28 protein-coding genes are annotated in these 24,903 nt (G+C 68.4%); 19 read left to right on the top strand and 9 right to left on the bottom strand.

Annotated elements, in window-relative coordinates; genetic code table 11:
• Positions 1-43 precede the first annotated feature (43 nt).
• The 5 genes from RN743_RS16040 (at position 44) to RN743_RS10645 (ending at position 4,673) form a co-directional block, all read left to right on the top strand.
• Complete coding sequence (locus tag RN743_RS16040; protein WP_343219022.1) at positions 44-328, top strand: LuxR C-terminal-related transcriptional regulator; 285 nt, start codon at positions 44-46, stop codon at positions 326-328.
• Positions 329-533: 205 nt separating this feature from the next.
• The gene (locus RN743_RS10660; protein WP_310779717.1) at positions 534-794 is read left to right on the top strand and encodes a hypothetical protein; all 261 of its coding nucleotides are present in this window, start codon (positions 534-536) and stop codon (positions 792-794) included.
• Positions 794-1,894, top strand: a complete 1,101-nt coding sequence (locus RN743_RS10655; protein ID WP_310779716.1) for a hypothetical protein — start codon at positions 794-796, stop codon at positions 1,892-1,894. Before RN743_RS10660 ends, RN743_RS10655 begins: the two co-directional genes overlap by 1 nt.
• 230 nt (positions 1,895-2,124) lie before the next feature.
• Positions 2,125-3,099 (top strand): carboxypeptidase-like regulatory domain-containing protein, encoded by a 975-nt coding sequence (locus RN743_RS10650; protein ID WP_310779715.1) that lies wholly within the window; start codon positions 2,125-2,127, stop codon positions 3,097-3,099.
• Positions 3,100-3,560: 461 nt separating this feature from the next.
• Complete coding sequence (locus tag RN743_RS10645; protein WP_310779714.1) at positions 3,561-4,673, top strand: hypothetical protein; 1,113 nt, start codon at positions 3,561-3,563, stop codon at positions 4,671-4,673.
• 36 nt (positions 4,674-4,709) lie between these two features.
• On the opposite strand, the gene RN743_RS10640 is transcribed toward RN743_RS10645, so the two are convergent.
• Genes RN743_RS10640 through RN743_RS10625 form a run of 4 tightly spaced genes read right to left on the bottom strand, consistent with a single transcriptional unit; the run spans position 4,710 to position 8,395 of the window.
• Positions 4,710-5,591 (bottom strand): outer membrane beta-barrel protein, encoded by an 882-nt coding sequence (locus tag RN743_RS10640; protein WP_310779713.1) that lies wholly within the window; start codon positions 5,589-5,591, stop codon positions 4,710-4,712.
• Positions 5,592-5,619: 28 nt separating this feature from the next.
• Positions 5,620-6,945, bottom strand: a complete 1,326-nt coding sequence (locus tag RN743_RS10635) for an SPFH domain-containing protein (RefSeq protein ID WP_310779712.1) — start codon at positions 6,943-6,945, stop codon at positions 5,620-5,622.
• A gap of 7 nt (positions 6,946-6,952) precedes the next feature.
• On the bottom strand, positions 6,953-7,522 hold the full coding sequence (locus tag RN743_RS10630) for an NfeD family protein (RefSeq protein WP_310779711.1): 570 nt from the start codon (positions 7,520-7,522) through the stop codon (positions 6,953-6,955).
• A 12-nt stretch (positions 7,523-7,534) separates the two neighbouring features.
• The gene (locus tag RN743_RS10625) at positions 7,535-8,395 is read right to left on the bottom strand and encodes an NmrA family NAD(P)-binding protein (RefSeq protein ID WP_310779710.1); all 861 of its coding nucleotides are present in this window, start codon (positions 8,393-8,395) and stop codon (positions 7,535-7,537) included.
• A gap of 272 nt (positions 8,396-8,667) precedes the next feature.
• Here RN743_RS10625 and RN743_RS10620 point away from each other — a divergent pair, with 272 nt between their 5' ends.
• From RN743_RS10620 to RN743_RS10610, 3 genes are all read left to right on the top strand, one after another.
• A complete protein-coding gene (locus RN743_RS10620) occupies positions 8,668-8,916 on the top strand; it encodes a hypothetical protein (protein ID WP_310779709.1) in 249 nt (82 codons plus the stop codon).
• 60 nt (positions 8,917-8,976) lie between these two features.
• Complete coding sequence (locus tag RN743_RS10615) at positions 8,977-9,621, top strand: thioredoxin domain-containing protein (RefSeq protein WP_310779708.1); 645 nt, start codon at positions 8,977-8,979, stop codon at positions 9,619-9,621.
• A gap of 77 nt (positions 9,622-9,698) precedes the next feature.
• A complete protein-coding gene (locus RN743_RS10610) occupies positions 9,699-10,898 on the top strand; it encodes an ATP-binding protein (RefSeq protein WP_343219020.1) in 1,200 nt (399 codons plus the stop codon).
• A 32-nt stretch (positions 10,899-10,930) separates the two neighbouring features.
• On the opposite strand, the gene RN743_RS10605 is transcribed toward RN743_RS10610, so the two are convergent.
• Positions 10,931-11,662 carry an MBL fold metallo-hydrolase gene (locus RN743_RS10605; protein WP_310779706.1) on the bottom strand — a complete coding sequence of 244 codons (732 nt, stop codon included), beginning with the start codon at positions 11,660-11,662 and terminating at the stop codon, positions 10,931-10,933.
• A 31-nt stretch (positions 11,663-11,693) separates the two neighbouring features.
• A complete protein-coding gene (locus RN743_RS10600) occupies positions 11,694-12,536 on the bottom strand; it encodes an MBL fold metallo-hydrolase (protein ID WP_310779705.1) in 843 nt (280 codons plus the stop codon).
• A gap of 111 nt (positions 12,537-12,647) precedes the next feature.
• On the opposite strand from RN743_RS10600, the gene RN743_RS10595 reads away from it, so the two are divergent.
• From RN743_RS10595 to RN743_RS10570, 6 genes are read left to right on the top strand one after another with little or no spacing between them, the layout of a single operon-like run.
• Entirely contained in the window at positions 12,648-13,592 is a 945-nt protein-coding gene (locus RN743_RS10595) for a tripartite tricarboxylate transporter substrate binding protein (protein ID WP_310779704.1), read from the top strand.
• Entirely contained in the window at positions 13,585-14,097 is a 513-nt protein-coding gene (locus RN743_RS10590; protein WP_310779703.1) for a tripartite tricarboxylate transporter TctB family protein, read from the top strand. The genes RN743_RS10595 and RN743_RS10590 overlap by 8 nt, the downstream gene beginning before the upstream one ends.
• A gap of 10 nt (positions 14,098-14,107) precedes the next feature.
• A complete protein-coding gene (locus RN743_RS10585) occupies positions 14,108-15,700 on the top strand; it encodes a tripartite tricarboxylate transporter permease (protein ID WP_310779702.1) in 1,593 nt (530 codons plus the stop codon).
• Positions 15,697-17,112 (top strand): MmgE/PrpD family protein, encoded by a 1,416-nt coding sequence (locus RN743_RS10580; RefSeq protein WP_310779701.1) that lies wholly within the window; start codon positions 15,697-15,699, stop codon positions 17,110-17,112. The genes RN743_RS10585 and RN743_RS10580 overlap by 4 nt, the downstream gene beginning before the upstream one ends.
• Positions 17,109-19,094 carry a CocE/NonD family hydrolase gene (locus RN743_RS10575; protein ID WP_310779700.1) on the top strand — a complete coding sequence of 662 codons (1,986 nt, stop codon included), beginning with the start codon at positions 17,109-17,111 and terminating at the stop codon, positions 19,092-19,094. The genes RN743_RS10580 and RN743_RS10575 overlap by 4 nt, the downstream gene beginning before the upstream one ends.
• A 3-nt stretch (positions 19,095-19,097) precedes the next feature.
• Positions 19,098-19,502 (top strand): DUF1761 domain-containing protein, encoded by a 405-nt coding sequence (locus RN743_RS10570; protein WP_310779699.1) that lies wholly within the window; start codon positions 19,098-19,100, stop codon positions 19,500-19,502.
• Between the two features lie 12 nt (positions 19,503-19,514).
• Here the strand turns inward: RN743_RS10570 and RN743_RS10565 are convergent, their stop codons facing one another.
• Positions 19,515-19,784 (bottom strand): hypothetical protein, encoded by a 270-nt coding sequence (locus tag RN743_RS10565; RefSeq protein ID WP_310779698.1) that lies wholly within the window; start codon positions 19,782-19,784, stop codon positions 19,515-19,517.
• 133 nt (positions 19,785-19,917) lie between these two features.
• Between RN743_RS10565 and RN743_RS10560 the strand changes: the two genes are divergently transcribed.
• The 5 genes from RN743_RS10560 to RN743_RS10540 all read left to right on the top strand — a co-directional run bounded on the left by RN743_RS10560 (position 19,918) and on the right by RN743_RS10540 (position 23,660).
• Complete coding sequence (locus RN743_RS10560) at positions 19,918-21,363, top strand: M24 family metallopeptidase (RefSeq protein WP_310779697.1); 1,446 nt, start codon at positions 19,918-19,920, stop codon at positions 21,361-21,363.
• On the top strand, positions 21,360-22,007 hold the full coding sequence (locus RN743_RS10555; RefSeq protein WP_310779696.1) for a hypothetical protein: 648 nt from the start codon (positions 21,360-21,362) through the stop codon (positions 22,005-22,007). The genes RN743_RS10560 and RN743_RS10555 overlap by 4 nt, the downstream gene beginning before the upstream one ends.
• A gap of 31 nt (positions 22,008-22,038) precedes the next feature.
• Positions 22,039-22,599, top strand: coding sequence for a TlpA disulfide reductase family protein (locus tag RN743_RS10550; RefSeq protein WP_310779695.1), 561 nt, complete (start codon positions 22,039-22,041; stop codon positions 22,597-22,599).
• Positions 22,600-22,672: 73 nt separating this feature from the next.
• On the top strand, positions 22,673-23,188 hold the full coding sequence (locus tag RN743_RS10545) for a GNAT family N-acetyltransferase (protein WP_310779694.1): 516 nt from the start codon (positions 22,673-22,675) through the stop codon (positions 23,186-23,188).
• Between the two features lie 262 nt (positions 23,189-23,450).
• The gene (locus RN743_RS10540; RefSeq protein ID WP_310757173.1) at positions 23,451-23,660 is read left to right on the top strand and encodes a cold shock domain-containing protein; all 210 of its coding nucleotides are present in this window, start codon (positions 23,451-23,453) and stop codon (positions 23,658-23,660) included.
• Positions 23,661-23,730: 70 nt separating this feature from the next.
• On the opposite strand, the gene RN743_RS10535 is transcribed toward RN743_RS10540, so the two are convergent.
• The gene (locus RN743_RS10535; RefSeq protein WP_310779693.1) at positions 23,731-24,222 is read right to left on the bottom strand and encodes a hypothetical protein; all 492 of its coding nucleotides are present in this window, start codon (positions 24,220-24,222) and stop codon (positions 23,731-23,733) included.
• A gap of 40 nt (positions 24,223-24,262) precedes the next feature.
• Positions 24,263-24,706: a hypothetical protein gene (locus RN743_RS10530; RefSeq protein ID WP_310779692.1), complete on the bottom strand. Its 444-nt coding sequence runs from the start codon at positions 24,704-24,706 to the stop codon at positions 24,263-24,265.
• Between the last annotated feature and the right edge of the window lie 197 nt (positions 24,707-24,903).

The raw sequence follows: 24,903 nt of genomic DNA, 5'->3' as shown, positions 1-24,903 counted from the left end.
TTAGCGACTACTGGAGGCCGGTGCCTACTTCATCTTGTGAGAAATCCGGGCTAGGGTATTCCGAGACCAGGAATGGCGCGTCCTTATCGACCGACTTGGACTCTCGTCGCGTGAGGCGGAGATCACGCAGCGGGTCTTCGACGATCTTGGCACGGCCACGATCGCCCGCGATCTCGGTTTAGCGCCGTCCACCGTGCGCACCTACCTGAAACGCCTTTACCGCAAACTGGGCGTACGGAGTCGCGGCGAGCTCCTGATCCTGGTTTTTCTAGAGTTCCTAAGAGCCAATGAAGCAAGTGACTTCGGGCTCGTAGCGGATGACATCTGATCCGATGACGTCCGATCAGATGTCATCCATCTGGAGACTTGTGTCGCCTTCGTCTCGCCGAAACTGTTGCTGCGACGGTCCAATTCAGTCGCCTCTCCCCATGGGTCCAGTCCTCCCTGCGGAGTAGGCAAGACCTAGTCACGCGGAACGCTCTCTTCGGGGAATCCAGTCTCCACGGGAGCGTGCCGAAAGAACGGAGGTGCCAATGTCACGCTTCAACTTCCTCGCCACCCGAGTGCGGCTCCACCGAATCGCACTGCTCATGGTTATGTTTGCTGCGGTACCGGCGGCCGCTCAGGAGGTGGTCGTCACGATCAACATGAACTCCTGTTGGAACGCATGCTCCCTAGCGGCTTCCGAAGCCTACAACGACAACATTGACAATGGTGCTAACCCTGCAGACGCTGAGGAGACGGCGATGAACGTCCTCAATGCCTGCATGCACTTCTGCGAGGGGCCGTATTAGTGTCCGGTTCTCGTCGTCAGGCCGTGCTCGTCACGACGCTGCTCGCCGCGGCGTGTGGCGGGCCGGCCGATGTCGCATTTCAGCCCATCAAGCTCGATCCGTTCGCGTCCGCGCCGTCACCACTTAGCAGACGCAGTCAACTCACTCTCCTGGCTGGCGGCGCGGCCTGCGTCATCGATTCGTACGAGCAGCGCGTGAACTGTATGGATCCCGGCGGCGAATCCGTCGATTTCGGCACCGAAGGTGAGGGGCCGGGCGAGTTCAGATTCCCCACCTTCATACTTCGCGGTCCGTTGGGTACGATCGGCGTTGTCGATGGCCAACTGAACCGCCTGTCGATGTTCTCCGCATCGGGGGAGTTCCGCACTTCCACGGGGGAGCTTCCGGGCCCGCTTCTGTTCGGACGCCACCAAGTGATGGACGGGGCGGTGTCTGGTTCGTACAGAAGGAGCGACCCAAGCGGCGACCGGTCGACCGTGCAGGCGGAGATCGATGTCGAGACGGGTCGCGTCGAGTGGGAACGAGCGTTCCCGCACGAGGCGGATGTGGCGAGTTGCTCGACACCCTTGTGGAGGACCACCCGGCTGCTGCTCGGCTACGGGGATGGAAGTGGTGACCTCATGTTCGTCACCTGCCACGGCGAGTTCCTGGTCTGGTACGCCGACCGGGACGCGGAGGAGCCAGCCGCGATCGTGCAGTCCCCCACGTATGTCGAGCGATACCCGACGGACGAGGAAGTGGCTTCTGAAGTACGGTTGCTCCGGTCAGCGGCGTGGAGACCGGTCGTCAACGAGGAGGAGCTCCGGGCGAGACCGAAGGTGTGGTATGGAGCCCGGGTCATGGATGACCGGCGGCGGTTCTGGGCGGTGTCGCACTGGAATGCCTGGGCCGACATGGTCGCTTTCAGCCAAATCGACATGTTTTGCCTCACAGATCGCGGCCCCGAGTACGCGCTGACGCTGCAGGTGGCGGACAAGGTCGTGGGGATGGACGTCCTCGGGGACACGCTCGCTGTCCTCGTCGTACGGGACGCCGGTGGCGTCATCCCCGAACGTCGCGTCGACTGGTACGACATCTCCAGCGTGACCGACCTGCAGTAGGCGGACCAACCCGCGTGTGACGTTTTTTCGATTGGCGCCATCAACAAGGGTGGAGGCATCAGTTTCGGGCGGATGCAACGCGGACAGGGCGAGGAAGAACCATCGGTTACGTGGGTCGAGCACGGCATATGGAGCGGCTGCGGTTGGGCGGCGGGACTTTCGCGACCCTTGCGCTTGGGGCGAGCGTTTCGGGGCTGGCGGGTCAAGGGCCGGAGTGCGACGGGCGAGGCATGCTCCAGATCGTGGTTGTAGACGATTCCGGCGCAATTCCGATTCCGAACGCCACGGTTATCGTTCAATGGAGCGACGCAGATCGCGCGAGGCGGCCCGTTCGTCAGGGGGTTGGGCCCGCTGGAGACCTTGTGCTCTGTGCGCCGCGCGACGCGCGGCAGGCCACAATCTGGGCCGAGTTCGGGGATGCCTCCAGCCAAGAGGCGGTGGTCGGCATTGTTCCCGAAACAGCAAGTGAAGTCGAACTCAGATTACTCATAGCGTCGGCGACGACGGGACGCTTGATCGGTTACGTGCGAGATGCGCGAACGGAGAGGCCTGTCGTAGCGGCCACAGTCGCCGTGGTGGGCGGTACGGCCGCGACGGAGACCAACCGGCGGGGGAGCTTCGTACTGAGCGGGGTTCCGGTCGGGGTCCACGAACTCGCCGTTCGGCACCTTGGGTATGCTCCTCTCTCTCATGTGGTGTCGGTATCGCGCGGCATCACCACGGAGGTCGAGGTCGGCATGGTACCGGATCCGGTGGAGATGGAGCCCATCGTGGCCACCGCGACGCGGCCGCGCCGGCTGGAGGTCGGCGGATTCTACGAGCGCAAGTACTGGGGCGAACTGATTGGCGGGGGCACTTTCTTCACGGCGACCGACATCGAGCGACGTGGGCCTGTGCTCATCTCCCCAATGATCGCTGACGAACCGGGGATTCGACTCGGTAACTGCCGCCTTCGGCGAAGCAGCTGCATGCTGCTGAACACACGAGTGGCGTCGGAGTTCTCGCCCGATGGTTGCCCGCTGAGCCTCTATCTCGACAACACTCGGGTGAGAGGTCTCGGTGGACGGGACGGACAGACAATCGACGACCTGGTGAGACCCCATGAAATCGCGGGAGTCGAAATATACCGGAGTGCCGCCTCGCTCCCGGGAGAGTTCGGCGGATCCGACTCTCAGTGCGGCATCGTAGCGATCTGGACCAAATAGCGATCTCCGTCATTTCGAGATCGTATCTCAGGTTGAGGGTGACCGTGACGGCGCTCGTGTCGCGCGGCCCACGGTGTACTCGATGCGGGAGCCGCGGCCCACGGTGGAGTCGTGGCTACGCAACTGGTCCCACTCGCGTGGCTTGCTTTCGAACGGACCGAACGCCGTCGCGTAGCGTATCCGGGTTCCGACTGTGAGCCGGTCGGCGACGCGGTAGTCCACTTGGGGATTGACGGTGCCGGAGTCGTGGTGATGGCGGATTCGAGGACCGCCGCCTCGGACTGCGGCTGGAGCTTCGAAGCCCAAGTGGGCGCCCTACGAGGAACGCTCACGGCGGGCCTCATACGTACCCAACCCTCGAATCCGTAAGGAGGGACAACATGGACAAGTTCGCCCGGTTCACACGTATTGCCACGGCGCTGGAGATGTGCTGCCTCCCGGAAATCGTGGTTCGATAGCTGGTGGTAATGCTCGCCCGCGAACGAGCCGGTGCGCTCCGCACGATGGCGTGTGCGACCGTCTTGTCCCTCTTGGCGTGCGGGAGGGCGCCCGACCCCCTGCCGCCACTGCGGGCCGCGCTCGATGAGGCGTTCGAAACCGAAGTCGTTATCACGCTCGGCGAGGATCCGCAGGATTCGATCGCGACTCCGGGGATCTTTAGGGAGCGGGCTGATGGTGGCTTCCTGCTGAGCGACAGGCAGCTCCCCAGGGTCCGCAGCTACGACGCACGGGGGCGGCTCGAGGCGGCGTTTGGTCGATTCGGCGAGGGCCCCTTCGAGTTCCGGAGGATCAACGGCTTGACCGAGACCGCAAGGGGGCGGGTCGCCGTGTTGGGCTCCGCGCCGCGTCTCACCTACCTCACGGCGAACCTCGTGCCGGATACCATCGTGCAACTCCCCGGCATCCCGTCAGGGATTGAACAAATCGGTTCCGATCTGCTGGTGGGAATCAAGCTCTTCACGGAAGCGACGCGAGGTGTGTCACGGTTCGTGCAGCAGCCTCGACTGCTGCATCGGCTGGTAGCTGACGAGATAGCGTGGAGCGCCTATACCTTCCCGTTCATTCCCCTGGAGAGACCGTACTGGGCGTCGCTGGTGCGGTTCTCATTCGACGTGGCGGGCGACTCCATCTACATGGCGTATTCCCTGCGCTACCCGGTGACGATTCTGAACGCCGCGGGCGACTCGATCGGCGCGATCGGCGTACCCCCGGGGACGTTCCAGCCGGTCCCCGTGTTTGAACCGGGCGCCTTCAACCCGGGCGCATACCCCACGCAGATGCCGGAACTGCTCGGAGGGCGAGGCACGATCTCGCACATCGCCGTCGTGGGTTCCCATCTCGTCGTGGTGCATGGTCGTTTTGGTTACCCGGAGTCCGGCGGACCCTTCGGAGCGTATCATTCCTCCTTGGACATCTACGACCGGTACACGGGCCGCAAGCTGTACGAGGAGGTGCCGTTGCCGGAGGACTCGCGGGTCCTGGGGGGTGGCAGGCATCTCTATCTGCTCCAGAACAGCAGTTTCCCGCCGTGGCGCATCGCAAAGCTCAGCCTGCGCGTGGAGAAGCCAAGTTGACGCGCTCGATGGCCCGTACGGCCCTCGGGGGGGTGACTAGAGATCGTACCTGAGGCTGAGGGTCACGGTGAAGGCGCTCGTGTCGCGTGTTTCCACGGTGTACACGATGCGGGAGCCGCGGCCCACGGTGGAGTCGTGGCTGCGGAGCTGATCCCACTCGTGAGGGTCGCTCTCGAACGGGCCGAGCGCCTTCGCGTAGCGTATTCGGGTTCCGACCGTGAAGCGGTCGGCGACGCGGTAGTCCACGCCCGCCAGCGCGTGGGCGCCGAACATGGTGTCGTGGAGCACCGCTGAGCCCAGCGTCGTTGTCCCGGCCAGCTTCGCGCGGAGCACCGGATCCTCGAACGTGCTGATCCGCACCGGATCGTTGTTGCGCTTCCACAGGCTGAGATAGTCGACGGCCATGCGCTGCACGCCGGCGCCGACCCCCAGGTACGGCGTCAGCCGCGCACCGCCGGTGGCGAGATCGACCGCGAGGTTCGCGAATGCGCCGTGTACGCTCACGTCGCCGGCGCCGCCGATCGCCCTCTCGAGTTCCTGGTCGGCCTTCTGGGCGGTCACCACATCGCCGATCTCCGTCGGCGCATAGTCGTGATACGCCGCGGCTCGGTACCGGTACTCGGCCTCGACCCGGAACCGGCCGAACCGGTATCCGGCCGCGATTCCGGTCGCGATCCCCCCCGTGCGGCCGGATTCGTTCGCCCACTCGGTCGGCGGCGGTGGCGTGTCGCACTCCGATCCCGTCTCCACCCCAGCGGGGTTGATGAGCAGGTCGCAGCGCGTGCCCCAGTCGTTGTCCGTGCCGACGAGCCGCATGGCCGGAGCGAGCGTGAACCCCAACTCCGACCCCACGTACGGCTGCGCGGCGATATCGCCAGCCGCCAAGGCGAGCGCCAGCGGCAGGATGGCTCCTCTCATGGGTCCGTCCCTTGTGAGGGTTCCGTGCCTAGGCGGGTGGCAGCTCGGGGGCCGACCCCTCGCCGCCGTCCGCGTCTCCTGAACCCACGGCGCGCTGGAGGACTTCCTGGATGTCGAGGCCGAGCACGGAGGCGAGTCCCTCCATCGTTCCGTAGGCGCCGCGCACGCGCTGGTTGAGGGCGTTGGAGACGCCCTCGCCCTGGCCGCCGTCCATGACGACGACGCGGTCGATGTCCACGCCTTCCACGGCGCCGACGGCAATCTCGAGCAGTTCGGGGAGCTTCTCGGCCATGAACACGGCGAACGCGGCCTCGCCTCCGGTCTGGACCTCCGCGTAGAGCCGCTTCAGGACCTCGACCTGGGCCTTTCCGCGCTCCAGGATCGGTGCCGCCTCGGCCTCCGCCCGTGCGAACGCGGCCATCTTCTCGGCCTTGGCGGGCTCGATCACGTCCGCCCGCAGCCGCTGCTCCTCGCGCTCCACGCGCTTCATCTCGAGGATCTTCTCCGCCTCGACCTCGGCCTCCTGCGCCTTCACGCGCGCGATCTTCTCGGCGGTGTCGCCCTCGCGGTGCAGTTCGGCCTTGCGCACCCGCAACTCGTTCTGGGCCTCGGCGACCTTGATCGAGGCCGCGGCCTCCCGCACCTCGGCGCGCCGCCTCGCCTCGGCCTGCGCCTCGCGCGTGTCAGCCTCCGCCTGTGCCTCGGCGATCTCCGCCTGCCGGATCGCCTCGGCCGACTTCTCCCGGCCGATCGCGTCGAGGTAGCCGCGCTCGTCGCTCACGTTCTGGATCTTGAGCACGTCGAGGTGGAAGCCGAGCGACGCCAGGTCCTCCCCCGCATCCTCCGCCAGCGCCTTGGCGAAGCCCAGCCGGTCCTCGTTCACGGCTTCCGGCGTGAGCGTGGCGAGCACGCCCCGCAGGTTCCCCGTGAGCGTGTCCTGGGCGAGTTCCCGAACTTCCTCCTCCGTCTTCCCGAGCAGACGCTCGACCGAGTTGTTGAACACCCACTCGGGCTCCGAGGCGATCTTCACGTTGGCGATCGCCTCCACGCTGAGCGGGATGTTCCCTTTCGAGAAGGCGTTGTTGACGGAGACCTCGATGGGGATGGTCTCGAGGTTCATGTGCTGGACCGTCTCGATGATCGGGATCCGGATTGTGCGCCCGCCCGAGATGGAGCGGTAGCCGACGGCCTGGCCATCGGTCAGCATGCGGTTGCGGCCGGTGATGACGGCCGCGCGGTTGGGGGGAACGATCACGATCAGGTTCTTGATCGTGATGATCGCCACGAGTACGACGACGAAGAAGACGCCCGCCATCACGACGGGGGCGGCCAGGAGATTCAGAAAGTCTTGCATTTCGACCTCATTCCTCGAGCAGCTTCATGTCTTCGGGATCCACGGGCACGACATCCGCGATGCCGTCCGTCATGCGCACGACGACGACTGACTGTCCGGCGCGCAGCGGCAGGTCGTCCGGGCACGTCGCGTCCATGCGGGCCCGCACGCTGAACCGGCGCTCGCCGCGCGACACCTTCACCGTACCCGCGCCGTCCGGCCCTATTTCCATCGTGACTTCGCCCGTCAAGCCGGCCAGCGAACGCTCGCCGAGCGCGGTGCCGGCGCCTGAGCGCTTGATGTAGCGGAAGGCGGCGCCGATGAACGCCCCGGAGGCCAGCCCCGTGACGCCGGCGATGGCGGCGGTGACCGCGGGGCTCGTGAACCAGTGCAGGATGGCCCCGGTCGCGCCGAACCCGAACATGGCGTAGACGATCGTGCGCAGGGAGAGGAGTCTCGCCACGTCGGCCGCGCCACCCGCGTCCAGGTCCGCGTCGACGTCCACATCGATGTCCATGCCGTCCAGGAAGTCGCCGAACACGGACAGCGCGAGGAACCCGCCGCCCACGAGAAGACTGAAGATGTATATCGTGAACATGTGTCGATCTCCTCAGCGCCAGGCGGCGACCGTCTCGGCCACGAAGTCCTCGAACACGCGCGGCGCGTGACCCAGGACGTGGCTCATCGTCGCGAAGTCCTCCTCCGTCGCGATGAGTCCGTCGGACAGAAAATACTCCGACATGATCCGCAGGTCCCTCACGAGCCAGTCCGGCAGGTGCCGGCCCGCGCGCGCCTCCCACGCGTCGAGGTCGTCGCCCACGTACTCGACCTCGCGGTCGAGGTGTTCGCTCCACGTGCGGACGACGTCCGCGCTCGTCAGGAGTTCGGGTCCGACCACCGGGTGCCGGATCCCCTCGTGGCCGTCGTCGAGGAGCGCGTTCACGGTGGCGTCGGCGATGTCGCGGACGTCGACCCGGTGCAGTCCCACTCCCCCGAGCGGTGCCGGATAGGCCCCGGCTTCGAGCGACCGCCTGAGCCACAGGTCGTTCTGGAAGTAATGGTTCGGTTCGATCGTGGCCCACGGGACGCCGGAGGCCTCGAGCGCGGCGAGGATCTCCATCTTGCTCGCGAAGTGGGGGATGTGGGGCGCCGCGTGCGCGCGGTGCGCGGAATGGAAGACGATCCGCTCGACGCCGGCCTGCGCGGCGGCATCGACGGCCCCGATGCCGAGTTGCGCCTCCCGCGGGTGGAGCGCCGTGAGGAGGTGCATGCGCGACACGCCATCGAGCGCGGGCGCGAGCATGTCGGGCCGCTCCAGGTCGCCTTGCATGAATTCGACCCGCTCGTCCGACGTGTCCGCCCGGTCCGCCGAACGCGTCAGGCACCGGACCGATACGCCGCGGGCCACCAGGCCCTCGACGACGCGACGCCCGACGGTCCCTGTCCCGCCTACGCAAAGCACATCCGCCATCCACGCCCTCCTGTCGTCCCGTGGTTCCGTGAGGTTCCGACGATACGTGGCGTGCGAGGAGCAGTCGAGTACCGTCTGGTGTGACTCCGGCCAGCCCCCTGCCGGCCGCCTGCCCGAGCGAGTTGATAGCCCGTTGATGGCCGGCCGGACTCTGGAGGTGAATCTCGGAAGGCACGGGACGGAGGGTCCGTCCCGGCGGGTCGCGACGAGCGCGCCGGACACGGCGGCGGCGGCGATCCGGCCTCCCGACGACCCGGGAATGGGAGGGGACGATGAAGAAGACGAAAGCGGGACGCTGGGTACTCCTTGGCTTCAACCTCGTGCTGGCCACGGCCATCCTGGCGCAACCCGGCCAGGCCGCGTCCGCGCGCGGCGGCGACTGCGTGAGCGACTGTGCGCTGGATTGGTCGGATTGCGTCCTGGACGGTGGCTGGGGCTGCAACTACGAAATCAGCGAGTGCCTGCGGGACTGCGCCCTTTCCATGTGGAGCCCTTCAGGTCCCGATCCCTTTCGGTGGTGATCGCATGAGGCTCCATGCGACGGGGTGGCGCGCGCGGCTCGGAAGCGGGACACCGGGGCGGTGAAGCGGCCCGGGATTCAGGACGTCGGTCTCGCCGTGTGCTTCGTCCTCCTGGCGGTGATCGCCTTCCGCCCATCGGGGGTGGTCGGCGGTCGCCTCCGGGAGTGGAAGGCCGAGCGGCAGGTGCTCGCGCGCTACCGGGAGGAGTGGAAGGAGGCCGTCGCGGAGCGGAGAAGCGTGCTCGGGGAGGGTGCGGCCCCGCAGACGATCTTCGAGTTCAGCGATTATCTCTGCCCCTTCTGCCGCTCGTCGCACGAGACCGTGAACGCGTGGGTGGGGTCGCGCGAAGCGCAGGTGGTGCTGGTTCACGTCCCCCTCTCGGAACGTTCCGCGCAGGCGGCGCGCGCCGCGATCTGCGCGGAGAAGCAGGGCGCGTTCCGGCGCGTGCACGACTACCTGATGACGAACGAAGACTGGAAGACCGGAGACGTGGACTGGGAATCCATCGCCGTGGCCGCGGACGTTCCCGCGGGAACGCGTCTCGTCCGCTGCCTGAACGCGCCCGCCACAACCGAGCGCCTCGCCCGCGACGCCGCCCTCGCCGACCGCTGGCGCATCACCGCGACCCCGACCTTCGTGTCAGGCCGCGCCAGGCATGTCGGCGCCGCCTCGGAGACCGACCTGGAGAAGCTGCTCGGCCGGTAGACGGAGGGTCGCTCCTCCGTCCGATCAACGTCATTCAATCCTTACAAATCACATATCATACTATATAAATTACAAGGATGATACCGAGAAGAGCCGTGCACCGAGTCGAACGGGCCCTGCGCCGACAGGCGGCCGTTGCCCTGCTCGGCGTACGGCAGGTGGGGAAGACCACGCTGGCCTTCGACATCGCCCGTAAGACCGATGCGGTCTACCTGGACCTTCAGACGCGCTCGGACCGTACGAAGTTGTCCGACCCGCAGTTTTTTCTGAGCCAGTACACGGATCGCCTCGTGATCCTGGATGAGGTTCACCGTGTCCCGGCCCTGTTCCCGGAGCTTCGCAGCCTCATCGACAGGGGCCGGCGCCACGGACGGCGGACCGGCCGTTTCCTGATCCTGGGATCAGCTTCCGTCGAACGGCTCCGACAAGCCGGCGAGAGCCTGGCTGGCAGAATCGAGTTCGTGCCCCTCGGGTCCCTGGATGTGCTCGAGGTCGAGGCGCACGGAGACACGGCCATACCGCTATGGGTTCGAGGCGGCCTGCCCGACAGCTTCCTGGCCGCGAGCGACGAGGACAGCTACGCCTTCCGGAGGAACTTCATTCAGACGTACCTGGAACGGGATGTGGAAGAGTTCGTGGCGCGACGGTTGCCGGCGGAGACCCTCCGACGCCTGTGGACGATGCTCGCGCACTGGCAGGGCGGACTGCTCCGCGCCTCCGAACTGGCCCGCAGCCTCGCGATCAACACGGCGACGGTGGGCCGTTACATCGATACGCTGACCAGCCTCTTCATCTTGCGACGGCTGCTGCCGTACGTCGCGAACGTTCGCAAGCGGCTCGTCAAATCGCCCAAAGTCTACGTCCGTGACAGCGGCCTCGTGCATGCGCTGCTGCGCATTGGCGATTTCGACACACTCGCGGGACACCCCGTATCCGGCGCCAGTTGGGAGGGGTTTGTCATCGAGAATCTGCTCCAGGCGGCGCCGCCGGGAACCGCGGCGAGCTTCTACCGGACGCAGGCCGGAGCCGAGGTGGACCTCGTGTTGGAGCTCCCGGGATTGGCGAAGCCCTGGGCTCTCGAGATCAAACTCGGCCTCGTGCCCCCGCTCGGCCGCGGATTCCGGAGCGCCCGGGAGGATCTGAAGCCGGACCGCACCTTCGTCGTCTACGGAGGCGATGAGGACTACTCCCTCGAACCCGGCGTTGAGGTGATCAGCCTGCGGTCCGCCGCCGAACTGCTCCGCGACTTTCGGCCCCCGGCAGCCCCGGAATCGTAGCCTTCCGGCGACGCCGGGCGCGCGAACGGTGGTTACGAAGCGGTGATCCGGGTCAAGGCATCGTTGAGATCCGCCATGTAGCGGTCCACGTCCGCCTCGGCGATCGGGGGGCCGTGGATCGGCGCGATCCAGGCCGGGGGATGCCGCTCCAGCATCGCGTGCAGCGCGTCCATGACCCGGTTCGGGTCGGCGTAGCGCAGCCAGGGCAGCGTCTGCGCATGGAATTCATGCACGCCTTCCGCGCGTCCGTCCTCGGGGATCCGGCCCCAGTCAATGTCGCAGGCGCCGGGCGGGTGCAGCGTCCCGAAGCCGTCCGCCACGAACAGGGTGCGCGAGGTTTCGTCGTAGACCCACGTCGTGTGGTTGCGGTCGGCGAGCGGGGGGTCGAGCACCACGAACCGCCGGCCGAGGACGTCGGTGACGTCGCCGATCTTCGTGCGGCGCGCGTACGGTAGGCCCTGGAGGTCCGGGTCCCCGCAGGAGGCGATGATCTCGAAATCGCCCCAGTCGCGGCGAAAGGCGGGGATGTTTCCCGAGTGCGGGTAGTCGGAATGGGAGAGGACGATGGCGCCGATGCCGCGGCCGGCGGTGGCGTCGCTGATCCGGTCCGAGAGTCGCTGCCGGTGGTGGAAGGAGCCGGAGTCCATGAGGATCGCCCCCTCCGGCGCCTCGACGAGGTAGACGGAGACGTGGATGTGGCCGTTGGCCTCGGGGAAGCACTCGTGGACCCAGGAGACCCCGCCGCCCAGGGTGATCGCGCTCACGGGACGCCCCCGCTCGCGGGCCGCTCTCCGCTCACAGGACGCCCCCGCGCCCGCCCGCCGCCACCCGACGCACGACCTCGTTCATGCGCTCGTAGTACGGGGCCGCGTCCGCCCCCGGGATCGGGAGTCCGTGCGCCGGCGCGAGCCCGTATCCGGCGAACTGCGCCGCCAGCGCGTCCGTAGCCGCGGTCACCTTTTCCGGCACGACGTACTGGAACCAGAACATGACCCGGCTGTGGAACTCCTCGAGACGCCCCACATCCACCGCCGTGTCGATCTCGTCCGTGCGCCGCAGGGACTCGCCGCTCTGGTGCGGGAATCCCATCCAGTCCACGGTGAAGAGCGTGCGGGTCGTCTCCTCGCTCATCCACGTGTGGATCGCGGCGTCGAGGAAGGTTGCCTCCGGGAAGCGGACCCGGAGCCCGCCGAGATCGATCTCGTCCCCGGGCCCCACCTTCATCGCGTCGTCGAGGTGGTACAGCGCGTGCGTCTCGCCGGTCGCCGGCGCCACGAGGCGGCAGTCCGGATAGCGCCGCAGCACCTGCATTGTGTTCCCCGCGTGGGGCACGTCGGGATGCGAGAGCGCGAGGTAATCGAGCGGCCGCCCTTCGAGCAGTTCCTCGAGCGCCGGAAGAAGGATGTGGCCCGAGGCCGGAGAGAGGGTGTCCCAGAGCAGCGCCCGCTCGCCCGTCAGCAGGTAGGCGTTCTGCGGGACGTAAAGCTCGTTTTCGGGCCTGTACCAGTCCGCGCCGCTCTCCAGCACCGCGCGCGCGATCCCGGCCCGGTGCCCACCGCACTCCTGGATCCAGTGGATCCCCGGCCACACGTCCCGCCGCCAGCTGCGTTCCGCCGCTACGGAGTCGGGGAATTGCATCGGTCGAACATAACCCGTCAGAGCGGTGTTTTCGATGTGCTCCCACCTCCCGTGGCCTGTCCAGGACCAAGACGTCACATTCCCTCCATGGATGTCAGGAGATGGGCGGGTATGGCCTTGGTGTTGGCCGCCGTGGTCGGGTGTTCGCCGTCCGGGGAGGCGGCGGCGTTTCCGAGTCGGGCGATCGAGATCGTGTCGTGGGCGACGCCGGGCGGGCCGACGGACCTCCTCTCGCGGGCGCTGGCCGACGCGGCGCCGCCACACTTCGATGGTCGGCGCGTCACCGTCATGACCCGGCAGGGCGGGGCGGGGGCCGCCGGTATGCAGTACCTGCAGGGACGGGAGGGCGACCCGCACGTGCTCGGCGTCTTCACGGCGAGCGGCACCGTGAACATGGCGACGGGGCGGATTCCGTTCTCCCCCGGGGACTTCACCCCCATCCTCCGCATCCAGATCGACCCCTTCCTGGTCGCGGTGCGGGACGACAGTCCCTTCCACACGCTCAGCGACCTGTTCGAGGCGGCGCACGCGCGGCCGGGCGAGGTCTCGGTGTCGGGGTTCGGGGCGGCGTCGGCGCACTTCCTCGGCTTCGCCCGCCTGCGGGCCGCGGCGGGGGACCCGGACGTGCGGTGGATCGCGTACGAGGGGTCGGCCGACGCCGTGGTGGCGGCGCTCGGCGGGCACACGGATGCGGCGCACACGAACTACAACATCGTGCGCGAGCACCTGAGGGCGGGGACGATGCGGGTGCTGGGGGTGGCGCTTCCCGTCGAGGCGCTCCCGGACACGCCGAGCTACGCGGAGCAGGGATACGACCTGGCTCCGGTCCACTGGCGCGGGGTCGTGGGCCCGCCGGGGCTGGATCCGGAGTTGCGCGCGGAGCTGCGCGTGCGGTTGATGGCCGCGATCGAGGACCCGGGGTTCCGCGAGTACATGGAGCGGGCCGCGCTGGAATACGCGACGATGGCGGACGCGGACGTCTTCGGCGCCTGGATGGCCGAGGAGGTGGCGACGAGCCGGGACATGCTGCGGCGGCTTGGAATCCTGGATGGGTAGTGCCCCGGCGGGCGGGGCCGCGCGCTTGCGCCTGCTCGCGGAGGCCGGGTTGCTCGCCGTCGTGGCGGCGGGAATCCTGCTGGACTCGCGCTCCTACCCGGGATCGCTGGCGGAGGGGGCGCCGGGCCCGGCCTTCTTCCCCCGGCTGCTCGCCGTGCTGCTCATGGGCTGCGCGGCCTGGCTCGCAGTCCGGGCCGCGCGACAGCCGCCGGAGTTGGACGCCGGACGTTCCCGCGGGAACGTCGTCGGGAGCCCGGGAGCCGGTCGCCCGGGAGCCGGCCGCGACGCCCGGCTGGGGCTGGGCGCGGCGTGGATCGCGGTCTTCCTCCTCATCTGGCCCCGGCTCGGGACGGTCGTGTCGGTTCCGCTCCTCGTCGCCGGGCTGATGTGGCTGACGGGCGAACGCTCGCGGCTCGCGCTCATCGCCGTGCCGCTCGCCTTCGCCGCCTTCATCTATCTCGTGTTCATGGTGGCGCTCGGCGTGCCGCTCCCGTCCGGCTTCTGATCGGCCGCCCGTGTCCGCCTTCCTCGACGGCCTGCTGACGGCGCTCCAGCCGGGGAACCTCGCGGCGCTCCTCGCGGGGAGCCTCCTCGGCGTGTTCGCGGGCGCGATGCCGGGGCTGAGTTCGACGGTGGGACTCGCGCTTGTCCTCCCCGTCACCTTCGCTCTCGACCCGACGCCGGCGCTCCTGATGATGGTCTCGATCTACATGGCGGCCGAGTACGGCGGTTCGATCACCGCGATCGCGATCGGCGTGCCGGGGAGTTCGCCCGCCCTCGCCACGACCTTCGACGGCTACGCGATGACGCGGCGCGGCGAGGCGGGGCGCGCCCTCGGGATCTCCCTCTTCTCCAGCATGAGCGGCGGGCTCCTCGGCACCGTCCTCCTCGTCCTGGCCCTGGGGCCGCTCTCGCGGGCGGCGATCGCCTTCGGGCCGGCGGAGTACTTCGGGCTCGGCGTGTTCGGGCTCTCCATCGTCGCGAACCTCGTGGGAAAGGACCCGTTCAAGGGGGTCGTGAGCGCGCTCCTCGGACTCCTCTTCTTCATCGTCGGGCTCGACGTGCTCACGGGGGCCCCGCGGCTCACGTTCGGTACGAATGCCCTCATGGATGGCCTCGGGCTCGTCCCGATGCTGATCGGTTTCTTCGCGATCGCGGAGGCGCTGGAGGCGGTGACCGGCCGCCGCCGGCCGACGCCCCCCGGAGACGGCATCGCCGGCGCGCTCCCGAAGGCGCGCGAACTGTTCGGACTGTGGCGCACGATTCTGCGGGGCTCCGCCATCGGGGGCCTGATCGGGGCCATCCCCGGGGCCGGGGCGACGATCGCCTCCATCGTGGCGTGGAACGAGGAGCGGCGCGTCTCGAAGACGCCGGAGCGGTTCGGGACGGGCGTACCGGCGGGCATCGCCGCGCCGGAGGCCGCCAACAACTCGTGCGTGGGGGCGGCGATGATCCCGCTTCTCGCGCTCGGGATCCCCGGGTCCGCCAGCGCCGCGGTCCTCCTCGGCGGCCTCACGGTGCAGGGCGTGGCGCCCGGCCCGCTGCTCATGACCGAGCGCTCCGAACTCGTCTATGCGCTGTACGCGGGATTCCTGGTGGCGGTGCTGCTCATGCTGGCCGTGGGGCGGCTCGGAATCCCCCTCTGGACGCGGGTGGTGCGGCTGCGGCCATCGATCCTGATGCCGCTCGTCGTCGCGATCTCGCTCGTGGGCACCTTCTCCCTCCGCGGCAACGCGGCGGATGCGTGGGCCGCCCTCTTCTTCGGGCTCGTCGGCTTCGCTATGCTGCGGGGCGGCTACCCGCTGGCGCCGGCGGTGCTCGGCCTCATCCTCGGCCCCATGATCGAGACGAACTACCGGCGGGCCCTGAGCCTGTCGTCGGGGTCGCACTCGATCTTCCTGGAGAGCCCGATCAGCCTGGTGCTGGTCCTGCTCGCGGTGGTGAGCTTCGCGGCCCCGGCGGTCCGCAGCCGCCTGGTATCCGGGAGGACGGGGTCGTCCGACTCCGGACCCGACGCAGACGACGGACCCGACACACACGACGGACCCGACACACACGACGAATCCGGCAGGCACGACCACGAACCCCGGCAAGAGGAGCGCGAGTGAGCGCGACGCGCGCGGTCACCGACTTCATTCTCGAGACGACGATGGACCATTTCCCGGAGCGGCTGCTGTCCGAGGGGCGGCGCTGTGTCACCGACGGGACGGGGGTGATCCTCGCCGGGTCGACGGACGCCTGTGCCCGCATCGTCCGGGACCAGATCGCGGTACAGGGCGGGAACGCGCAGGCGACGATCATCGGCCCGCCGGACGCGCGCGCCCCGGCGTCGCTCGCGGCGCGCGCCAACGGCACGGCGGGCCACGCGATGGACTTCGACGACACGCAGCTCTCGAACGCGCCCGACCGCATCTTCGGACTCCTCACGCACCCGACGGTCGCGCCGCTCGCGGCGGGATACGCGCTGGCGGAGAGGGAAGGGGCCACCGGGGCCGGGTTCCTGGAGGCCTTCCTCATCGGGTTCGAAGTGGAGTGCAAGATTGCCGAGGCGATCGACCCGCGGCACTACATGGAGGGCTTCCACTCGACGGCGACGATCGGCACGCTCGGCGCCTGCGCCACCGCCGCGAAACTCGCCGGGCTGCGGGCGGACGAACTCGGGATGGCGCTCGGGATCGCCGCCAGCCTCTCGTCGGGCATCCGGCTCGGGTTCGGCACCATGACGAAGCCGCTCCACGCGGGCCGGGCGGCGGAAAACGGCATCCTGGCGGTCGACCTCGCCGCCCGCGGCTTCACGGCCGGGCACGACGCGCTGGAGGCGCCGTGGGGCTTCTTCCGCGTCTTCGGCGGCGGCTTCGAGCCCGAGCGGCTGGTCGGCGCGCTGGGCTCCCCCTACACGCTGCTCGACCCCGGTGTCTCCGTGAAGCCGTTCCCCTCGGGGAGCCTCGGCCACCCCAGCATGGCGGCCATGCTCGAACTCGTCACCGAGCACGACCTCGCGCCGGACGACGTCGCGCACATCACCTTCCGCGCCGGGCACAATATCCTGAACCCCCTCCGCTATCCCGTGCCCCGCAACGAACTCGAGGCCAAGTTCTGCATCCCCTTCGTCCTCTCGAGCATCGTCCTGCGGCGGCGGGCCGGGATCCGCGAATTCCACGACGACTTCGTCCTCTCCGGCGAGGCGGCGGACATGATGCGCCGCGTGACCGTCCAATTCGACGAGGAGATCGACGCCCGCGGGTACGACCGCATGCGGAGCGCGATCGACGTGCGGCTCCGCGACGGGACCGAGCTTCACACCGAGGCCGACACGTATCCCGGCGGGCCGGAGCGGCCGCTCACCCGGGACGAACTGCATGACAAGTTCCGCGACTGCGCCAGCCTCGTGATGGACGACGCGCGGATCGACGGCGCGCTGGCCCGGCTCGAGCGCGTGGACGACCTCGCGCACATCGACGACCTCGTGAGCGCACTGTCGACGGCACCGGCCGGCGCCCAGGTCGGAGTCCCCGCGTGAGTCCCGACGTGAGGCGCGCCGCCGCTGCCTGTCTCCTGCCGGGAGCGCTGTGGCTCGCGGCCTGCGGCGACGCGACGCGCTCCGACGAGGCGACCCGGGCTGCCCTGGACGCAGCGGACGCCGCGGGCCGCGGACCGTACGACGCCCTCCAGGTGGAGACCGATCTCATGGTGGAGATGCGCGACGGCATCCGCCTCGCGACCGACGTCTACCGCCCCTCCCGCGAGTACGAGCCGGTCGAGGGGCCGTTTCCCGTCCTCCTCCACCGGACCCCGTACGACAAGACCTCCCGCGGGCTCGTGGACCAGGCGCGCTGGTTCGCGACGCACGGCTACGTCGTCGTGCTGCAGGACACCCGCGGGCTCTACGCCTCCGAGGGCACCTTCCAGAAGTACCACGAGTTCGACGCGCCCGACGGTTACGACACCATCGAGTGGATCACGGGGCTGGACTACGCGGAGCCTTCGGTCGGCATGTGGGGCACCTCCTACGGCGCGCACACGCAGGCGGACGCCGCCAAGCTCGACCCGCCCGGGCTCAGGACGCTCGTGCTCACGATGGGAGGACTCTCGGACGCCTGGACGCACAAGGTCCGAAACCACGGCGCCCTCGAACTCGGCCAGCAACTCGGCTGGGCCCACCTCCAGCTCGCGGCGGTCGCCGACGACCCCGAGATCCGCCTCCGCCTCGCCGAGGAACCGCCGTCGGACTGGTTCCCGGACACGCCCTTCCAAAAGGGGGAGAACCCGCTCGCCGCCGCGCCGAATTTCGAGGACTATTACCTCACGATGCAGAACCACGGCGACTATGACGACTATTTCCGCGGCATCGGCCGCAACTGGGTCGAGTACTACGACGAGACCTCGGACATTCCGATGCTCCACGTCGGCGGCTGGTACGACTCATACGCCCCGGGCACGATCCAGAGCTTCGTCGAACTCTCACGGCGGAAGTCGTCGCCCATGACGCTCCTCATGGGCCCGTGGACGCACGGCGGCAACAGCCGCTCACACGCCGGGGACATCGAGTTCGGGGCCGAAGCCGCGGTCGAGGATTTCTCGCGCGAGTTTCACCTGCGCTGGTTCGACCGGCACCTCCGGGGGCAGAGCGGGAACGACCTGTTCGAGAGCGACGTCAGGCTGGCGGGCGAGGCCGCCGGCCCGGTCACGATCTTCGTCATGGGGGGCGGCGACGGCCGCCGGGACGAGAACGGACGCCTCTTCCACGGCGGCGAGTGGCGCACCGCGCAGAGCTGGCCGCTCGAGGGCACCGAAGCGACCCCCTTCCACCTCCGCGCGGGCGGCGGGCTCACGCGCGAGCCGCCGGGCCGCGACGAGGGATCGACCGCCTACACGTACGATCCCGCGCACCCGGTCCCCACGATCGGCGGGGCCTTCTCCGGCGCGCTGAAGCGAGGCGGCTACGACCAGCGCGAGCGCACCTTCCGCTCGCTGGAGGGCGGCTCCGAGAACGGCTTCTTCGCCTCCGAGGTCGACGGCCGCCGCACCGCCGACCGGCCCGACGTGCTCGTATTCGAGACCGGGCCCCTGGCGGAGGACTTGGAGGTCATCGGCCCGGTCACGGTCACGCTGTGGATCTCATCCAGCGCCCCGGACACCGACTTCACCGCCAAGCTCGTCGACGTCTATCCCCCGAACGACGACGTTCCGGACGGGTTCGACCTCAATATCACGGACGGCATTCTCCGCACCCGCTACCGGGATTCCCGCGAGCACGAGACGCTGATGACGCCCGGCGAGGTCTACGAGCTGGAGATCCGGCTCTTCCCGACGGCCAACCTGTTCCGGGCCGGCCACCGCATCCGCCTCGAGATCTCGAGTTCCAACTATCCCCGCTTCGACGTGAACCCCAACACGGGCGAACCGCTCGGGCGCCACACGCGCATGGTCCCGGCCGAGAACACGATTCATCACGCCGCCGACCGCCCGTCGGCGATCCACCTCCCGCTCCAAAGGAGATAGACCGTGCAAGACGTCAACTGGCTCGCCATCCTGGTCGCCGGAGTCGTTCCGATGATCGTCGGCTTCCTGTGGTACGGCCCGATCTTCGGCAAGCAGTGGCTCTCGCTCATGGAGACCACCGCGGAGGAGATCCAGAAGGACTTCAACCCGATGAAGACGCACGGGGTGAGCTTCGTCCTTTCCCTCGTCACCGCCTACATCCTGGCGCAGCTCATCGCCGTGATGGGCGGTTCCGGCGCCATGATCGGGGTCCACGTCGGGCTGCTGGTCACGGTCGGCTTCGTCCTCAACGTCGGACACCAGGGCGTGGCCTACGAGAACCGCAAGCCCGGGATCTTCGTCCTGAGCCTCGGCTACAACGCCGTTGCCCTCATCGGACAGGCCGTCGTGCTCGCCGTCTGGCCCTGACCCGGGACGGACCTACGTCGGATCGTCCCCGGACGATCTGGACGACTTCCGGGGTTTGAGGACGAAGCGGTAGATGAGGTAGCCGGCGGCGCCGAGCACGAGGACGGTCGGAATCCAGCCCAGGAAACTGAAGATCGTGCCCGCGACGACGGCGGCCGCGATCCCCTCGATGCGGCCGACGATCCGGTGTCGCCGGCGGGCCTTGTCCATCTCCTGCCGGGAGTAAAGTTCGGGCAGGAGATCCGGATCGACTTCCTTCATCAGGCGTCCCTCATCAGGCATCCCTCCGGTCCGGGGCTGGAAGACCCTACGATGGCGGGCCGCGGGGCGTTTCCGCCACCGTCCCCCCGGGCCCTCTCCCGGGTGCGGAGGATTCGGTAGGTTCAGGCCGTCGACATTCCAAGGGAGATTCGAAATGCGCGTTTCGACACCACGCCCCCCGGGCCGCCGGGTGCAGACCGCCGGTCTCCTCTCCGCCGGTCTCCTCCTCGTGCTGGCCGCGGCGCTCGGACCGTCACAGGCGAAGGCACAATCGGCCATGCCGCCGGAAGGCGGGTTCGCGGACGCCCAGCGGACGGATGGGGCGATGCCGGTCATCCTCCCTCTGCGGGAGCGGGCCGCGGTCATCGACCGCTGGCTGGAGGGCCGGCTCGAGACGGTCGCGCCCGAGATCATGCGGCGCGAGGGGGTCGACCTCTGGATCGTCGCTGCCCGCGAATACAACGAGGATCCGGTCATCGAGACCATGCTGCCCTCCACGTACATGGCGGCCCGCCGGCGCACCGTCCTCATCCTCCACGACCGGGGGCCGGGGCAGCCGCTGGAACGGCTCGCGGTGGCCCGCTACGACATCGGCCCCTTCCCGCGCGCGTGGGATCCTGAGAGCGAGCCGGACCAGTGGGGGCGCGTGGCGGAGGTCATCGCCGAGCGCGACCCGCAACGCATCGCGGTGAACCGCTCCTCGACCTTCGCGCTCGCGGACGGGCTCACCGGAACGGAGTACGACGCGCTGATGGCCGCGCTCCCGGCGAAGTACCGCGAGCGGCTGGCCGAGACGGATGGGCTCGCCATCGGCTGGCTGGAAGCGCGGACGCCCGAGGAGATGGAGGTCTATCCCCAGATCGTGCGGATCGCGCACCGGATCATCGCCGAAGGCTTCAGCGCGAAGGTGATTCAGCCCGGCGTCACCACCACCGAGGATGTCGTGTGGTGGTACCGTGAACGGATCCTCGAACTCAAGCTCGCGACCTGGTTCCAGCCCAGCGTCTCCGTGCAGCGCCATGAGAAGGCGGGCGGCGCGAGGGAAGGGGAGGGGGATTTCTCCGCGCCTCCGGACGAGAACGTGATCCGCCCGGGCGACCTGTTGCACGTGGACCTGGGGATCAAGTACCTGCGCCTGAACACCGACACGCAACAGCATGCCTACGTGCTGAGGCCGGGAGAGGACGCGGCCCCCGCGGGTCTCGTGCGCGCGCTCGCCGTGGGGAATCGCCTCCAGGACATCCTCACGGAGAACTTCGCGGTGGGGCGTTCGGGGAACGAGATCCTCGCGGGCGCGCTCGAGCAGGCGAAGGCGGAGGGGATCGACGCGACGATCTACACGCACCCGATCGGCTTCCACGGACATGGCGCCGGGCCAACGATCGGTCTCTGGGACAACCAGGGCGGCGTACCGGGGCGCGGCGACTATCCGCTCTTCCCGAACACGGCGCACGCGATCGAACTCAACGCCGCCGTCCCGGTCCCGGAATGGGGCGGACAGACGGTGCGCATCATGCTCGAGGAGGACGCCTTCTTCGACGGCGAGCGCACATGGTACATCGACGGCCGCCAGGTCGATTTCTGGCTCATCCCGCGATGATCCGGACGTCTGCCGCGGCGGCGGTGCTCGCGCTCGGGGCGCTGGTTCCGGCGACCGGCGGCGAACTCGCCGCGCAGATGCCGGACGCGTGGGTCATCGTCGGACAGGACGCCGAGGACTATCGCCTCAGGCTCGACGCCGAAGTCGCCCGTTCCGGGTCTTCCAGCATGCGGCTCGAGGCGCGGGGCAACCGGCGCCGCAGCCAGTGGGCCGCGAGCGTGCAGCTCGTCGATGCCACCGCCTACCGCGGGAAGCGGATGCGCCTCCGCGGATACCTGCGGGCCGACGACGTCGATTCCGGCGGTCTCTGGGTGCGGGTGGACGGCATCCTCGAAGGGAAGTACGCCATGCTCGCGCTGGACAACAGCGAGGACCGGCGCGTCGAGGGCACGCAGGACTGGGAGACGCGCGACATCGTGGTGGACATCCCGCCGGAAGGGGTTACGATCCTCATCGGGGCGATGCTGACGGGCGATGGAGAACTGTGGGTGGACGACCTCTCCTTCGAGGCGGTCGCCGAAGATGTGCCGCTTACGACGGAGCCGGAGGTCGTGATCACGGACCAGCCGTACGCCCGCCCGCCCGGCGTCTTCCCCGCGCCCACGAACCTGGATTTTGAACGGGAAATGAAGGACGGGAGATGAAGAACGCGATGGAGAATCCGGAGTCGGACCGATGAGGCGTGCGGTGCTCGGGGCGGTGGCCCTTGCGGCTGTTGCGGCCGGTTGCGGCGGGGGTGAGCGCGATGGAGCGGCGGCGGACGCGGCGCGGACCCCGGAGCCGGCCGATGGTGCGCTCGCTTCGTACCGCCCGATCCCGCCGCTCGAAGTAACGCATTTGGACGGGCGGCCGGCGGACCTCGGCGAGTTCCGCGGCCGGGTCGTCGTCCTGAACCTGTGGGCGACCTGGTGCATCCCGTGCCGCGACGAGATGCCCGAGTTGCAGCAGATGCACGCGAAGTACGCGGCGGATCCCCTCGAGGTGGTCGGGATTTCCATCGACGAAGGCGACGTGGCGCTCGTCGAGGGATTCCTGGAGGAGTTCGACATCACCTATCCCAACTTCCTCGGCGATGGCCCCGGACTCACGGACGCGCTCGACCTCTACCCTGGCGTGCCGCACACGCTGCTGGTGGACGCGGAGGGCCTGATTCGGGCGTACTGGGGCGGCCGCTTCCATCCCTTCGAACCGGAAACGGCGGCGCTCGTCGAGAGGGTCCTCTCCGAGACCCAGTAGCCCGCGGTGGCGACGACGCCCGCGCGTGAGACCGGCGAATAACCCGGATGATGATGACCCGGATGATAGCGCGTTGACGAGCCCCGCCATCCTTGAGATCCGCTCGCTCAGTCACGGGGACTGGGACGCGGTGCGAACGATCTACGAGGAGGGGATCGCGACGGGCGACGCCACCTTCGAAACGGAAGCGCCCGGCTGGGAGTCGTGGGATGCGAACCACCTCGACGGCTGTCGGCTCGTGGCCGAGCGGGCGGGACGCGTCGTCGGGTGGGCGGCCCTGGCTCCGGTCTCCGGACGCTGCGTGTACGGCGGCGTGGCGGAGGTGAGCGTCTACGTCTGCGGGGACGCGCGCGGGGGCGGAATCGGCCTCCGGCTCCTGACCGCGCTCGTCGAATCCTCCGAGCGGGCCGGGCTCTGGACGCTGCAGGCGGGGATCTTCCCGGAGAACGTCGCTAGTCTCCGCATCCACGAGCGGGCCGGCTTCCGCCGCGTGGGGCGACGCGAGCGGCTGGGGAGGCTGGAAGGGCGGTGGCGCGACGTGCTCCTGCTCGAACGGCGCAGCCCTCTGGTAGGGACCGAAACCGGCTGAGGTCGGTGCGCCCCTTGACGTTTGGCCTCCGGCAGGCGATCATTGCGCGCGTTCGGACGGCCCCGCGACGCCGGGTACGGCGAACTGAGAAGGCAGGATCGCAGGATCGGGGGGGCCTCTCAACAACGGGTCGCCCCTTTTTCTTTTGTTTTCTGCGTGGCGAGTGCCACGACCCTGGCGCGGGGGAGACCGCGTCGAACAGGTCAGCGGTCGGCAGCTACGGGTTTCCCGAACTCCGACATGACTAACGAAGGAGTAGGAAATGCGTACGAGAGGTACCGTGAAGTGGTTCAACGACCAGAAGGGCTTCGGGTTCATTACCCCGGAAGAGGGCGGTAAGGACTGCTTCGTACACCACACGGCGATTCAGGCGGATGGTTTTCGCACTCTGAAGGAGGGCGAGGCCGTCGAGTTCGACGTTACGGACGGGACGAAGGGCCCGGCTGCGGAGAACGTGACCCGCGTCGCGTGATTTGCCGACCGCCACCAGGCGAACGGTGAGTTCAGAAAGGGCCGCCCGGCGACGGGCGGCCCTTTTTTTGTCAGCTTATTCGAAGGCGGCTCAGCGTGATCGGTGCGTTGATGCCTCCGATGATTACGGTGACCGGCCCGCGTTGCGATTCGAGTACTCCCTGAGCCTCGGTGCAGACGATCTGACCTCTGATCCAGATCCCGTTCTCTCCTGCAGTTCCTTCAATCGTGCAATCCGAAACGATATCGACGCCGGTAGCCTCCGGGAGTCGGGCCGACCAGCGGAGGAGCACATCGGGATGGCGGTGATCGCCACTCTCTATCGGACCCGAAATGGCAAATCCGACGTTAACCGGCATGCTGTAACTGCCGGTCACGACGCCGGCGTCCCGCTCCCGCAGCTCGAGTGTCAGCCGTCCCGACGGAAGTACCGCGTTCCACGTACCCGTAATCGATGGCTGGTTCGGATCCACCTGAGTGACGCCATCGCTGTTGTCGCCGCAGGCGGCCAGGCCGAGAAGCATGATGCCGATACACCAGTGTCGACGGCCGATCTCGTACACGGCGTTTCTCCTTTCGCGCATTCGGGCGGCGTCAGCGGTCTCAGGGACCGGATTCCGGTCGATGGACCTGCTGCAGCGTGATCGGTGTTGCGGTCCCCGAGTCCTGACCCGTTAGAGTTCCGCTCATCGTTCGGCCGCTTATCCGACCCTCGAACCGTCGAGGTTCAGCTCGCTGGCCTTCCGGCCACTCATACGGTCGTTCCAGCGTGAACGAGATATCCGGGTGATCGAACAAGCCGAGAATGACGGTGCCCAACGATTCGAACTCCCCGTTCACCATGACCATCCAATCCCCTGCCAGTCGCTGGGTTCGCGCTTCAAATGCCTCATGCTCCAGACGCACGAAGAAACCCGAGGTGGGGTCTTCGCCCACGCTGAGCCATAGCCCGGCGGCGCTGGGCGGTGGTATCTCCGGTTCTACGGGCGTCTCCGATCCGCAACCCGCCAGCAACGCACCAACCACGACGACGTGCCAGAGTTTCATCGGTTCTTCTCCCCTCGTGCCCGGTTCAGGAACCCCCGACGGCCGGGGTCGACGTGGTGCCGACACACGCGAAACTCCAATCAAAGACTGGGCGTGCAAGCTTCGGGTCACATCCGGCGATCGGGTGACGCTGTTCCGACACCGCCGTTTCCGGCTATGATCCGCAACGTTGCCTCGCCGACGGCAACCCATCGAGG

This window comes from Candidatus Palauibacter scopulicola (assembly GCF_947581915.1).
Classification (GTDB): domain Bacteria; phylum Gemmatimonadota; class Gemmatimonadetes; order Palauibacterales; family Palauibacteraceae; genus Palauibacter; species Palauibacter scopulicola.
Note: the sequence above shows the minus strand (reverse complement) of the source record. Positions and strands in the feature narration are given on the sequence as shown.